We start from the raw sequence: 12,486 nt of genomic DNA on the forward strand, positions 1-12,486 counted from the left end.
GACGGTCACCTGCCCGGGTTGTGCTTCCGGTCGTCGTACCAGTCGCGGGCCTTGCCGAGGCCGTCCTCGGCGAGGGTCCTGCTCTCGCCCTCCTTGGGATGATGATCCACAGGAGCCCGTAGATCAGGATCCCGCCGCCCGCGAACAGGGCCACCAGCACGAAAACGATGCGCACGATGGTGGGATCGACCTTGAGGTACTCGGCGATGCCCGCTGCGACGCCACCGATCATGCCGTTACGGCTACGGGTGAGACTCATGAAAGTTCCTTTCGGTTTTTCTTCTTGTTGGTCCGGCCACGGCTGAGTAGGAGTCCGATCGTGCCCGCCGCGGCCAGGATGAGGGCGAGTATCGGTTGGATGGCGGGTGCGGCGATGTACCGGGAGACCAGCAGCACCGTTGCGAAGCCGAGGGTCGCGAGGCCCATCGAGACCATCGCGAGGTCGACGGGTGGTCTATTCATCGGAGCCCTCCACGAGGTTGACGGTGGACGCGAGCGCCGTGACGTGGACGGAGACCCCGGGCCAGTCGGCCGCACCGTCACCGATCGTCGAGACGGTGCTGACGGTCCGCGAGACGTCGACGCCGTTCCCGGGGCACCGGGAGCAGGACGTCGACCGTGGAGGCGATGGCGAGGATCTCCACCTTGTCGATGCCGCTCAGATCGGTGTCACGGAGATCGACGGTGGTCGTCTGGGCGATCACCCGCACGGAGTGGGTGCCCACCTCAGGAGTGAGGGCGCCAGCAGTGCCGGCAGAGAGCCAGCCGCAGGCGACGAGCGGCACCAGCAGCAGCCCCAGGAACGACCGGGGAAGCCTGCGCCGGCGGCCGACGATCGCGAAGACCACGACCGCGAGGCCGAGGGTCGCGCTGCCGATCGCGATGGCGACGAACGGGTCGACCCCGAGCAGGAGGCCCGGGATCAGGCCGGCGGCGATGGAGCCGAGAGTGATGAACAGCCCCGCCAGCCATCCCGACTTCACCGGTTCGGTCGCGGCCGGCCGGGCACGGGCAGGGGCCGGGGAGAAGAGGTCGACGACCGGCAGTTTCGGAGCGACCTGGTGGGCCCCGGCGGCTGTCGACATCCGTCGCCGCCAGTCCTCGACGAGCGACTCCTCGTCCATGGGTACCGACGGATCGGCGACCTCGGGGCTGCCGAGGAGTTCGCGGTGCCGCGCCAGCCACCACAGCAGCAGGGCGCCCGCGATCAGCGCGAGCCCCACGGCAGCGACGTGAGCGACCCGACCAGCGCCACGAAGGCGATGGTGGTGCCGATCACGACGCCGAGCCGCGCGCCGTTCGACCAGGCGCGCATCGTCGGAAGGACCTGATCGATGGGCGCCGTCCGGTCGGGCCGGGCTCAGGGCGGTGCCCCAGGCGTAGAGCGCAACGCCGAGGCCCGAACAGAAGGCGAGCACCACGAACGCGACCCGCACCAGGACGACGTCGATGCCGATCCGGGTTGCCGTCGCGCGGCTGAGTCCGGAACCGAATCCGGAGGAATCGCGACGCCACAGCGAGTCGAGGCTCTGATCGAGCCAGCTGGGTTCCAGGCGTTGCGTCATGCATCCAGTGTGTCGTGTCGCGGGGCTCCAGGTATCGGGAGTCTCCCTGAAGGGTCCCTGGTGTCGGCCCCGGGGACTGGTCCGGAGCCGGTGCGCGTGTCAGGCTGGTTGGCATGACCGATCTTCCGGTGCCCCAGAGCGCGCCCCCGCGCGTGCCCCTGCGCCGCACGCACGACGGCAGGATGATCGCCGGGTGGCCTCCGCGCTCGCCCGGCACCTCGGGATCTCGGTCGGCCTCGTGCGGATGGCCTTCGTCATCTCCGCGCTGTTCTCCGGGTCGGGGCGATCGCATACGGCGCCCTGTGGGTGCTGGTGCCGCGGGACGTGGGGCTCCCGGTTGAGGCCCCGGCCTCGAGAGCGCCCGCCGCAAGGGCATGCGCCCTGCGCTCACCTCCCTGGCGCGCCCCGACGACGGGTGCTGGTCTCCGGAGGGCTGCTCGTGGTCGGGCTCCTCTGGCTGTTCGTGTCCGGGGGACCGTCCCGTCGGGACTCTTCTGGCCCGTCGTGATCGGTGGCGCCGGTGTGATCGTGATCTGGCTGCAGGTCGATGAGGGGCCGCCGCCGACGCCGCCCGGGGTCGCTGTGGCAGCGGGTCACCCGGGCGGTGGTGCGATGAGCATCGTGCGCCTCGTCGGCGGCCTCGTGCTCGTCGTCACCGGCATCGCGCTGATCCTCGCCACGCAGATCGGCCTCACGCAGCTGCCGGGGTGCTCGGCGCCTCGGCTGTGCTGATCGCGGGCCTGCTCGTGGTGGCCGCGCCCTGGCTGTACCAGCAGCGCGCCCGGGTGCGGCGCGCCGACGCCGACCGGCTCCGGGCCGAGGCTCGCGCCGACATGGCCGCGCACCTTCACGACTCCGTCCTCCAGACCCTCGCCCTCATCCAACGCCAGGCGGACGACCCCGCCACCGTCGCGCAACTCGCCCGCCGGCAGGAGCGCGAGCTGCGCACGTGGCTGTACGGGGAGACGACGCGGGCCTCGTCGCTGCGTTCGGCGCTGCGCGAGCTGGCCGCGGATGTCGAGGGCCGCTTCGAGGTCGACGTGGAGGTGGTCTGCGTCGGCGACGCGCAGGTCGACGACGCGCTGCAGGCCCTCATCCAGGCCACCGGTGAGGCGATCACCAACGCCGCCAAGCACTCGGGGCCCCCGGGTCGACGTCTACGCGGAGGTTGAGGGCACGCGGGTCGAGGTCTTCGTTCGCGACCGGGGCAAGGGGTTTGACCCTCAAGTGTTCCCCGGGTCGCATGGGCGTGCGAGAATCGATCTCGGCACGGATGGAGCGACACGGGGGCATGCGTCGATCCGGTCCGGGCCCGGCAATGGCACCGAGGTGAAACTGGAGATCGGCTGATGAGCGAGCAGGCGCCTGAGGCGACCGCAACCCCCGAGGCGAGCGACCTGCGCGTCGTGATCGTCGACGACCATGCGATGTTCAGGGCGGGGTCCGCCACGAGATCGGTCAGCTCTGCACCGTGGTCGGCGAAGGGAGGACGTCGCCACCGCCGTCGCCACCATCATCGAGACCGAGCCGGACGTGGTCCTCCTCGACGTGCATCTCCCCGGCGGCGGCGGCGCGGAGGTGATCAAGCAGGTCCTCCCGGTCAAGCCCGAGGTGAAGTTCCTGGCGTTGTCGGTCTCCGATGCGGCGCAGGATGTGATCGGTGTGATCAGGGCCGGTGCCCGCGGGTACGTCACCAAGTCGATCAGCTCGGAGGAGCTGATCGAGGGCATGACCCGCGTCGCCGGCGGTGACGCCGTCTTCTCCCCGCGGCTGGCGGGTTCGTGCTGGACGCCTTCTCCGGTTCCGTGGACGTGTCATCCATCGATGAGGATCTCGACAAGCTGAGCGCCCGCGAACGCGAGGTGCTCAAGCTGATCGCCAGGGGCTACTCCTACCGGGAGGTCGCGAAGGAGCTGTTCATCTCCATCAAGACCGTCGAGACGCACGTCTCCAGCGTGCTGCGCAAGCTGCAGCTGTCGAACCGGCACCAGTTGACGAAGTGGGCAACGGACCGGCACCTGGTCTGATCGGGCTCAGCCCGCAGGTCCGGGCGGGCTCCGCAATCCGGCACACCCGCGTGTCCGCGGGCGGTGCTCCGTCACGTCCTTGACAGCCCCCTGCGGTCTCGTACGATCAGGGCACCGGTGGATCCAACCGCCGATCCACAAGCACGATCGTGCTTCTCTCCCGGGAAGCCAGGGTAAAGATGAGACATCACAGGGCACTCATCGCGGCGCTGGTCGCCGCCATGTTCATCTCGGGGTTGAGCCCCAGGTCAGCCTCGGCCGCGGCGCCGGACGGGGCGCAGCTGGTCGCACCGGCCGACGGCGCGACCGCACCCGCCGTCGACATCCCGCTCTCGGTGCGGGCCACCGATCCGGACGGCGGCACCGTGCAGGTGCGGTTCGAGGGTCGCCCGTTCGGGGCGACGGTCCCCACACCGGGATCGGGAGACCCGTTCACCCTTGTCGCCCTGCCGGACCTGCAGAACTACACCTACAACAACCGTCAGGGACCATCCGCCAGCAGGCCGAATGGGTGGTCAGCAGCCGCGGCCAGTTGAACACCGCCATGGTCGTCCAACTGGGTGACCTGGTGAGTGAGGAGGAGAACCACACGCAGTGGGCCACACCTCCACCGGGCTGAAGGTGCTCGACGACGCCCAGGTGCCCACCACGGTGGTCGCAGGCAACCACGACTTCTACACCGCGACCGGCGCGTTCGCCGAGTACGACCAGTACTTCCCGCCGAGCCGGTACGCGTCGGCCACCTGGACGCCGGGCACGGCCCGCTACGGGGCTACCTCGGGCAGAACCTCTTCGGGCCGGACCCGGTCGACCGCCGCAACATGGACAACTTCGCCCTCTTCTCCGCCGGCGGGCGCGACTTCCTTGTGCTCAACCTGGAGTGGGAGGCGCCGCAGTACGCCCTGGATTGGGCGACCAAGGTGCTTGCCGCCTACCCCGACCGGATCGCCATCGTGACGACGCACAGCTTCCTGGGGCTCAACGGCCTTCGGCGCACGACGCCGGAGCGACCCGGCGGCACGGCCGCGAACACGGTGTGGACCGAGTTCATCTCGCAGCAGTGCTCCATCAAGCTCGTGCTCAGCGGCCACTTCCACAACGGCGACGCCGGCGAGGCCAACCGCTCCGACCTCAACCGGTGCGGACAGCCCGTGCAGCAGGTCCTCACCGACTACCAGGACCGGGCCAACGGTGGGGACGGCTGGCTGCGCTACTACACATTCGATCCGGCCGCCAACACCATGACCGCGCACACCTACTCGCCCAAGCTGAACCAGTTCGAGACCGACGCCGACTCCGCGTTCACCGTGCCCTTCAGCCTGGCGGGCACCCAGCCGGCCCCCTTCACCACCATCGGAGAGGCCTCGGTGACCTCGGGCGACACGGCGCAGCAGACCTGGACCGGGCTCAACCCCGACACGCTCTACGAGTGGCGCGCGGTCACCAGCGACGGCACCGGCAGCACCGTCTCCAGCACGTGGCGGGTGCGGACACCGCCGAGCACCGAGGTGGTCGACGACACCTTCGCGCGCAACGTCACCAACGGATGGGAGCCACCGCGGCCGGGCAGGCGTGGCAGTTCACCTCGGGCGCCACCTCCTACTCCGTCGACGGCAACGTCGGCCGGATCGTCGCGCCGGCGGGCTCCACCCGTGGGGTCCGGCTGGCGGGGGTCACCGTCGCGGATGCCGGCATCGTCACCGACCTCGCCGTTGCACCCGTGGCAACCGGCTCGGGGACCTACGTCTCCGTGCACGGCCGGATCGTCGGCTCGTCCAGCTACCGGGCGAAGATCCGCTACCTGGCCGGCGGTGGGGTGAACCTCTCACTCATCCGCTACACGGGCACCGAGGTCTCCCTGGCCTCCACCACCCTGCCCGGCATGACCGTGGGCAGCGGCCAGTACCTCCGGCTACGGTTCGAGCTCGAGGGCTCCGCCCCCACCCAGCTGAGGGCAAGGCTCTGGCCCGCGGACAGGCCGAGCCCACGGGCTGGACGACCACGGCGACGGACACGACGGCGGCCCTGCAGACCGGGGAGGCCTCGGCATCGACGTCTATCCATCGAGCTCGGCGACCGGCCCGGCCACCACGACCTTCGACCGGTACACCGTCACGAGGCTGGACGCGACGCCTCCGCCGGCGAACCAGGCTCCGACCGCCGTCATTGCCGATCCGACGGTGGATGGGCGTGCCGTCACCCTCACAGGCAGCGGTTCCACCGATCCGGACGGCACGATCGCCGGGTACAGCTGGGAGTTCGGTGACGGCCAGTCGGCCACGGGGCGACGGCGAGCCACACCTACGCTGCCGACGGCACCTACACCGTCAGGTTGACCGTCACCGACGATGACGGTGACACCGGGACGACCACCCGTCAGGTCACGGTGGCTGCGACGCCTCCGCCGGCGAACCAGGCTCCGACCGCCGTCATTGCCGATCCGACGGTGGATGGGCGTGCCGTCACCCTCACAGGCAGCGGTTCCACCGATCCGGACGGCACCATCGCCGGGTACAGCTGGGAGTTCGGTGACGGCCAGTCGGCCACGGGGCGACGGCGAGCCACACCTACGCTGCCGACGGCACCTACACCGTCAGGTTGACCGTCACCGACGACGACGGTGACACCGGGACGACCACCCGTCAGGTCACCGTGGCTGCGACGCCTCCACCAACCGCCGAGATCGCGGCCGATTCCTTCGGCCGCTCGGTGAACAACGGGTGGGGCGCGAGCCAGACCGGCGGCGCCTGGACCCTGCTGGGCAGCGCCAGCCGGTACTCGGTGGCCGACGGCACCGGCAACCTCCTGCTGGCCACCCCCGGCACCACCGCGGAGTCGGTGCTGCGTTCGGTCGCGGCGCGCGACGTGGACCTGCGGACCACGCTCTCCTGGAGCCGGTCGGCATCGGCGGGCGCGCTCTACGCCACGCTCGTCGCCCGTCGGCAGACCAACGGCAGCGACTACCGGGTCAAGGTCGTCACGGCGACCTCTGGCGCCATGCAGCTCGTGCTGGCACGGAAGGTCGGCACCACCGAGACCACCCTGCGGGCGGTGAGCGTCCCCGGCCTCACGATGAGCGCCGATGTGGCGTACCGGGTGGCCTTCCGCGTGGTGACGACCGGCGGCGCCACAACGCTGTCGGCGAAGCTGTGGCGGGTCGGCACAACCGAACCGGCGGCCTGGACGACGACGGCGAGCGACTCCACCGCCGCCCTGCAGAGCGTCGGATCGGTCGGCATCAACACCTACGTGTCCAGCGGTTCGGCCTCCGGCGTGACCGTCCGGGTCGACGACCTGCTCGCGGTCGACCCGGACGGGGCCTGACGGGCGGGCGTCGGCGGCCGGAACGGAGAACGTGAAAGGGCGCCGACCCCGCGGGGGTCGGCGCCCTTCCGGGCCGGGGTCAGGCCTTGCGCTTGTTGACCAGCCCGTAGATGAACAACACGAGGAGGGCGCCGACGACGGAGAAGATCAGTCCCTCGAGCGAGAAGACCTTCGTATAGCTGACGCCGAGGAGCGCGCCTCCGAGGAAGCCGCCCACGAGTGCGCCGACGATGCCTAGCAGCATCGTGGCGACCCAGCCGCCACCCTGTGAGCCGGGCATGATGGCCTTGGCAATGGCCCCACCGAGGAGGCCGATGACGATGTATCCAATGATCGTTCCCATGTGTCCACTCTGCCCTGTCATCGGGTCACGCACAATGGTTTCGTCCCTGAACGACCCCGGCCTCCCTGGTCACGGTGGTCAGGGGATACCCCTAATAGGTATCGTGCAGGCATGGAAATCGTGATTCAGGTCCTTGTCCTGCTCCACCTCGTCGGGTTCGCGGCCCTCTTCGGCGGCGCCTTCGTCCAGCTGAAGGGGCCCGACCGCGTCATCAACCCGGCGATCCTGCACGGCACCCTCACCCAGGTCGTTTCCGGCCTGCTGCTGGTCGGCGCCCACGAGATGAGCGACGGTGAGGTCAACAACATGAAGATCGGCGTGAAGACGCTCGTGCTCATCGCGATCCTCGTGCTCGTGCTGATCAACCGGAAGAAGGGCAACGTGCCTTCCGGCCAGTTCTTCACCATCCTCGGCCTCACGCTGCTGAACGCGGGCATCGCCGTCTTCTGGTGAGTCGCACAACCTCGGGAGGGCGGCGTCGGGCAACCGCCGCCGCCCTGTTTCCTGCCCGCGGTCAGAAGAGGGGGCGCCAGGGGAGAGGAACGCCTCGGTCGCCTTCGCGACCAGCGAGCGGGCCCGCCAGCGCTCCTCGTCAAGCTCGAAGCAGTTGGAGAGGTCGACCCGGTAGATGTCCTCCATCTGGGCCGCGAGGCCGGGGTCGGTGATCTCGAGGTTCACCTCGTAGTTGCCCCACAGGCTGAGCCGGTCGAGGTTCGCTGTCCCGATCGTGGCCCAGTGCCCGTCGATCGTGCCGGTCTTGGCGTGCACCATGGCGTCCTGGTACAGGAACAGCCGGATCCCTGAGCGAAGCAGCAGGTCGTAGAAGCCGCGCGACAACCAGTCGGCCACCACGTGGTTGGACCGCTCCGGGACGATGATCCGCACGTCGACGCCCCGCCTGGCTGCGTCGCGGAGGGCGGCCACGAAGTCGTCGTCAGGCAGCAGATAGGCGTGGGTGAGCCAGATCCGCTCCTGGGCGCGGTCGATGGCCTCCAGGTACATGTTGCGGATCGGGTACACCTGGATCCGCGGGTGTTGCGGTGCACCAGTAGGTGGTTGGCCCAGGTCCGGCTCGGGTTGTCCCCGATCGGGCTGCGGCGCCTGCCGGTGTTCTGGTTCCAGAGGTCGATGAAGGCATTGTCCAACTCCGCGGCCTCGGGACCGACGACCCTGGCGTGCGTGTCACGCCAGCCTGTCGCGTACAGGTCACCGATGTTGTATCCGCCGATGAAGCCGACCTGGCCGTCGACGCAGAGCAGCTTGCGGTGGTCGCGCCCCAGGTCTTCGGTCGCCACGGCACCGGGAAGACCGGGTACTCCATGGCACGCACCCTGGGGAGAGCCCGCGGTAGAACGACCGGGGCACGACCAGGTTGGCGAAGCCGTCCCACACCGCGTACACCGCGACGCCGCGGTCGGCGGCCCTGTTGAGTGCGTCCAGGAATCGCTGGCCTATCCGGTCGCCCTTCCAGATGTAGGTCTCGAAGTAGACGTGACGCTCGGCGGCGTCGATCGCCTCCAGCATCGCTTCGTAGAGGTGTTCCCCGAAGGTGTAGACGGTCACCTCGTCGCGCTCCACCTCGAGCGGGGGTTGCGGGTGATGGGGAAGCGCCGCAGCCTGCGGTGCTTCTTGCGCAGCGACTCGAAGAGCGTCATGGTGAGCATCGCGAGGATCTGCAGCCCGAGAACACCGGCCGTCACCCGGTTCAGGACCCGACCGGCTTTCGCGAGGGAGGAGCGCATGGCCTCATCGTAGCGACGCCGTCGGCGCGAAGCGGGTTCCGGGGTGGGGACAGGTAGGCTTGGCCCTCGACATGAGCGACTCCCTTTTTCCCGATCTCTTCGCAGCTTTCCAGCCGACGACGACGCCTCCGCCACCGCAGGACTCCGAGCGCCGTGAGGTGAGGTCCACCGCGAAGAAGGTGCCGGTCGAGGAACTGCTCGAGGGCCTCAACCCGCCTCAGCGGCAGGCCGTACTGCACACCGGAGGGCCGGTGCTTGTGGTGGCGGGTGCCGGATCGGGCAAGACGCGCGTGCTGACCCGGCGGATCGCCTACCTCGTCTCCGAGCGCAACGTGCACCCCGGCTCCATCCTCGCCATCACGTTCACCAACAAGGCCGCGGCCGAGATGCGCCAGCGGGTGATCGATCTGGTGGGCAACCGCGCGAAGCTGATGTGGGTCTCCACGTTCCACTCCGCGTGCGTGCGGATCCTGCGCGCCGACATCGACCGCTTCGGCATCTCAAAGACCTTCTCGATCTACGACGACGCCGACTCGAAGCGGCTCATGTCGCTCGTCCTGCGCGACATGGAGGTCGATCCCAAGCGGTTCCCGGTGCGGGCCGTGATGAACGCCGTCAGCAACTTCAAGAACGACCTCGTCGACCACGAGACGGCCGCCGCCGATCCGGGCGGCCCACAGAAGCAGGTGTACGCCGAGGCCTACTCCGAGTACCAGCGGCGGCTGCAGGCCGCGAACGCGCTCGATTTCGACGACCTCATCATGACAACGGTGTTCCTGTTGCGCGCGTTTCCCGACGTGCGGGAGAAGTACCGCCGCCGGTTCCGTCAGGTGCTCGTCGACGAGTACCAGGACACCAACCACGCGCAGTATGCCCTCATCCGCGAGCTGTGTTCGGACGACATCGGTGGCCCCGTCGTCGAGGGCACGCCGCTGGTCGAGGGGCCGAACTGATGGTGGTCGGCGACTCCGACCAGTCGATCTACGCCTTCCGCGGCGCCACCATCCGCAACATCCTCGACTTCGAGCAGGACTTCCCGGCGCCGAGACCATCGTGCTCGACCAGAATTACCGTTCCACGCAGAACGTGCTCACCGCCGCGAACTCCGTCATCTCCCGCAACCAGGGCCGGCGCGAGAAGCACCTGTGGTCCGACCTGGGGAGGGCGAACTGATCGTCGGCTGGGTGGCGGACACCGAGCATGACGAGGCCCAGTTCGTCGCAGACGAGATCGACCGGCTCTCCGACCAGGGCGTCAGCCAGTACGGGGACACCGCGGTGTTCTACCGCACCAACGCCCAGTCGCGCGCCTTCGAGGAGGTGTTCATCCGGGTCGGCATGCCGTACAAGGTCGTCGGCGGCGTGCGCTTCTACGAGCGCCGCGAGATCCGCGACGCGATCGCCTACCTGCGCGCCATCGTCAATCCCTCTGACGACGTGTCGGTGCGCCGGATCCTGAACGTGCCCAAGCGCGGCATCGGCGACCGCGCAGAGGCCGCGATCTCGTCGCTGGCCACCGCCGAGCGGTCCTCGTTCTTCGACGCGCTGCAGAGGGCCTCCGATGCCCCGGGGCTCGCCACCAGGTCGCTCAGGCAGATCCAGGGCTTCGTGGACGTGCTGAACATGCACCGTGCGATGGTGGCGCAGGGCAGGCCTGCCGACGAGGTGCTCACGTCGATCCTGAAGGAGTCGGGCTACCTGCCCGAGCTCGAGGCCTCCACCGATCCGCAGGACCTCACCCGGATCGAGAACCTCGTCGAACTCGTGTCGGTGGCCGCCGAGTTCGTGGCCAACGCCAACACCGTGGACCTCGACGAGGAGACGGTCGGCCTGGCCGCAGGCATGCCGGAGCCCGACGACTCCCTGGCCGCCTTCCTTGAGCGGATCGCGCTGGTGGCCGACTCCGACCAGGTGCCCGAGCACGAGGAGGGTAAGGGCGTCGTCACGCTCATGACGCTCCACACCGCGAAGGGCCTCGAGTTCGACACGGTGTTCCTCACCGGCATGGAGGAGGGCATGTTCCCGCACATGCGGGCACTCACCGACCCCGACGAGTTGGAGGAGGAGCGGCGCCTCGCCTACGTGGGCATCACGCGTGCGCGCAGGCGGCTCCACCTGAGTCGCTCCCAGGTGCGGGTCACGTTCGGCCAGCCCGCCTACAACCCGCCCTCGCGCTTCCTGGACGAGATCCCGCAGCATGTGCTCGACTGGCGCCGCACCTCCGCGGCGACCACCACCTGGGCGGGCCAGAGCGCCACGCGTAACCGTCAGACCACGGCGTCGCTGCACTCGTTCGGTAAGGGGAAAGCCCCCGTCAAGACCGTTGCGAGCCTCGCGGTGGGCGACAGGGTGCTGCACGCGAGCTTCGGGATGGGCACCGTGCTCGCCGTCACGGGTTCCGGCGACGCGACCAAGGCCGACGTCGACTTCGGATCGGCGGGCAGCAAGAGGCTCAGCCTCAAACACGCCCCCATGGAGAAGCTCTGAGTCGCTGAAGGGCGTCGACTCCTCAGAACCGGACAACGTGTGAGGGCGGGTGAACCGGGCAACGCGCGAGGGGCGGGCCGATGGCCCGCCCTCACGCGTTGTCGAGTGCTGTGTCGCTCGTCAGCGGACGCCGAGCGAACGCAGGAACGTCATCGGGTTGGAGGCCTGGTAGACCTTGCCCGGGTGACGCCCGCCTTGTAGTACTCCATGTGCAGGTGTGCGCCGAAGCTGCGGCCCGAGACGCCCACGTAGCCGATGAGCTGGCCCGCCTTGACGGTCTGCCCGGTGCTGACGACCTTGCGGCTCATGTGCGCGTACAGGGTCGAGCCACCGTTCGCGTGCCGGATCACGACGTTGGTGCCCGCCCAGCCGCCCGCGGTGGGGCTCAGGATGACGCCGGAGGCGACCGCGTAGATCGGGGTGCCGATGGGGCCGGGAAGTCCTGGCCGGTGTGGTAGCGCGACCAGGAACCGGTCTGGCCGAAGCTGGCGCCGATCCGGTAGTTGCTCTTCAGGGGCATCGAGCCACCGGTGGAGCTGAGGTTTGAGATGTCCTCGGCCGAGAGCTCGGTGGAGCCTCCCGCGCCGTTGGCGGCCGCGGCGGCGGCGCGCTTGGCCTCCTCGAGCCTGCGGGCGGCCTCCTCGGCCTCCTTCTTGAGCTTCGCGCTCTGCGCCTCGACCAGTTGCATGTCCTCGTCCATGAGGCGCTGGCGCTCCTCGGCGCTCATCTCGGCATAGGCCTTGACGGCGTCCTCGGAGGAGACGCCCATGTTGGCGGCGCGGTCCTTGGCCTTCTCATCGGCTACGGCGGCGCTCAGGTCGGAACGGACCTGGTTGCGGCTCGTCTCCTCGCTGCGGTCGGCGAAGCCCTCCTCGACGGCGGACACGGCGGCCGCGGGGACCGCCACACTGGCGTTGGGCGAGTCGGACGCCTCCAGGTTGGTGTCGCGGCTCGCGAAGGCAAACGTGAACAGGGTCGCGGCGGCGACCGCGCCGGAGA

The 12,486-nt window shown here is 69.4% G+C and carries 12 protein-coding genes and 6 pseudogenes; 10 read left to right on the forward strand and 8 right to left on the reverse strand.

Going from position 1 to position 12,486, the window contains the following annotated elements; all coding sequences use genetic code 11:
- Positions 1-151: 151 nt before the first annotated feature.
- The 4 genes and pseudogenes from G7085_RS27345 to G7085_RS35465 all read right to left on the reverse strand — a co-directional run.
- Positions 152-259: pseudogene (locus G7085_RS27345) on the reverse strand (PspC domain-containing protein); the annotation flags it as partial.
- A complete protein-coding gene (locus G7085_RS17455; RefSeq protein WP_197511898.1) occupies positions 256-426 on the reverse strand; it encodes a hypothetical protein in 171 nt (56 codons plus the stop codon). The pseudogene G7085_RS27345 and the gene G7085_RS17455, both read right to left, overlap by 4 nt.
- Positions 427-539: 113 nt before the next feature.
- Positions 540-1,223, reverse strand: a complete 684-nt coding sequence (locus G7085_RS17460) for a hypothetical protein (RefSeq protein WP_231979653.1) — start codon at positions 1,221-1,223, stop codon at positions 540-542.
- A gap of 144 nt (positions 1,224-1,367) precedes the next feature.
- Positions 1,368-1,565, reverse strand: a pseudogene (locus G7085_RS35465) (PspC domain-containing protein); the annotation flags it as partial.
- Between the two features lie 193 nt (positions 1,566-1,758).
- Here G7085_RS35465 and G7085_RS17465 point away from each other — a divergent pair.
- The 8 genes and pseudogenes from G7085_RS17465 to G7085_RS17505 all read left to right on the forward strand — a co-directional run bounded on the left by G7085_RS17465 (position 1,759) and on the right by G7085_RS17505 (position 6,916).
- Positions 1,759-2,073 (forward strand): PspC domain-containing protein, encoded by a 315-nt coding sequence (locus G7085_RS17465; RefSeq protein ID WP_197511900.1) that lies wholly within the window; start codon positions 1,759-1,761, stop codon positions 2,071-2,073.
- A gap of 20 nt (positions 2,074-2,093) precedes the next feature.
- Positions 2,094-2,297 (forward strand): hypothetical protein, encoded by a 204-nt coding sequence (locus G7085_RS17470; protein ID WP_197511901.1) that lies wholly within the window; start codon positions 2,094-2,096, stop codon positions 2,295-2,297.
- Entirely contained in the window at positions 2,273-2,737 is a 465-nt protein-coding gene (locus G7085_RS17475; RefSeq protein WP_197511902.1) for a sensor histidine kinase, read from the forward strand. The genes G7085_RS17470 and G7085_RS17475 overlap by 25 nt, the downstream gene beginning before the upstream one ends.
- A gap of 177 nt (positions 2,738-2,914) precedes the next feature.
- A pseudogene (locus G7085_RS35470) lies at positions 2,915-3,592 on the forward strand (response regulator).
- A 179-nt stretch (positions 3,593-3,771) separates the two neighbouring features.
- Complete coding sequence (locus G7085_RS17485; RefSeq protein WP_197511903.1) at positions 3,772-4,128, forward strand: hypothetical protein; 357 nt, start codon at positions 3,772-3,774, stop codon at positions 4,126-4,128.
- A 285-nt stretch (positions 4,129-4,413) separates the two neighbouring features.
- Complete coding sequence (locus G7085_RS17490; RefSeq protein ID WP_197511904.1) at positions 4,414-5,412, forward strand: metallophosphoesterase family protein; 999 nt, start codon at positions 4,414-4,416, stop codon at positions 5,410-5,412.
- 242 nt (positions 5,413-5,654) lie between these two features.
- Positions 5,655-6,187, forward strand: a pseudogene (locus G7085_RS35475) (PKD domain-containing protein); the annotation flags it as partial.
- A gap of 3 nt (positions 6,188-6,190) precedes the next feature.
- Positions 6,191-6,916 (forward strand): hypothetical protein, encoded by a 726-nt coding sequence (locus G7085_RS17505; protein WP_197511907.1) that lies wholly within the window; start codon positions 6,191-6,193, stop codon positions 6,914-6,916.
- Between the two features lie 79 nt (positions 6,917-6,995).
- On the opposite strand, the gene G7085_RS17510 is transcribed toward G7085_RS17505, so the two are convergent.
- Complete coding sequence (locus G7085_RS17510) at positions 6,996-7,259, reverse strand: GlsB/YeaQ/YmgE family stress response membrane protein (protein WP_197511908.1); 264 nt, start codon at positions 7,257-7,259, stop codon at positions 6,996-6,998.
- Between the two features lie 111 nt (positions 7,260-7,370).
- Here G7085_RS17510 and G7085_RS35480 point away from each other — a divergent pair, with 111 nt between their 5' ends.
- Complete coding sequence (locus G7085_RS35480; protein ID WP_408647135.1) at positions 7,371-7,712, forward strand: hypothetical protein; 342 nt, start codon at positions 7,371-7,373, stop codon at positions 7,710-7,712.
- A 61-nt stretch (positions 7,713-7,773) separates the two neighbouring features.
- On the opposite strand, the pseudogene G7085_RS33050 reads toward G7085_RS35480, so the two are convergent.
- A pseudogene (locus tag G7085_RS33050) lies at positions 7,774-9,001 on the reverse strand (phospholipase D-like domain-containing protein).
- A gap of 71 nt (positions 9,002-9,072) precedes the next feature.
- Here G7085_RS33050 and pcrA point away from each other — a divergent pair.
- A pseudogene (gene pcrA, locus G7085_RS30985) lies at positions 9,073-11,487 on the forward strand (DNA helicase PcrA).
- 149 nt (positions 11,488-11,636) lie between these two features.
- Here the strand turns inward: pcrA and G7085_RS17525 are convergent.
- Together G7085_RS17525 and G7085_RS17530 are read right to left on the reverse strand one after the other, a co-directional pair.
- The gene (locus tag G7085_RS17525) at positions 11,637-11,954 is read right to left on the reverse strand and encodes a M23 family metallopeptidase (RefSeq protein ID WP_197512958.1); all 318 of its coding nucleotides are present in this window, start codon (positions 11,952-11,954) and stop codon (positions 11,637-11,639) included.
- Entirely contained in the window at positions 11,873-12,394 is a 522-nt protein-coding gene (locus G7085_RS17530) for a hypothetical protein (protein WP_197511909.1), read from the reverse strand. Before G7085_RS17530 ends, G7085_RS17525 begins: the two co-directional genes overlap by 82 nt.
- Positions 12,395-12,486 lie beyond the last annotated feature (92 nt).

It is taken from the genome of Tessaracoccus coleopterorum, assembly GCF_011174705.1.
In the GTDB taxonomy this organism is placed as follows: domain Bacteria; phylum Actinomycetota; class Actinomycetes; order Propionibacteriales; family Propionibacteriaceae; genus Arachnia; species Arachnia coleopterorum.

Excerpts from the sequence above, each read along its gene's own strand:
- G7085_RS17490 (WP_197511904.1), top strand. The coding sequence starts at position 4,414 with ATGGACAACTTCGCCCTCTTCTCCGCCGGCGGGCGCGACTTCCTTGTG.
- G7085_RS17510 (WP_197511908.1), bottom strand. The coding sequence starts at position 7,259 with ATGGGAACGATCATTGGATACATCGTCATCGGCCTCCTCGGTGGGGCC.
- G7085_RS17485 (WP_197511903.1), top strand. The coding sequence starts at position 3,772 with ATGAGACATCACAGGGCACTCATCGCGGCGCTGGTCGCCGCCATGTTC.
- G7085_RS17455 (WP_197511898.1), bottom strand. The coding sequence starts at position 426 with ATGGGCCTCGCGACCCTCGGCTTCGCAACGGTGCTGCTGGTCTCCCGG.
- G7085_RS35480 (WP_408647135.1), top strand. The coding sequence starts at position 7,371 with ATGGAAATCGTGATTCAGGTCCTTGTCCTGCTCCACCTCGTCGGGTTC.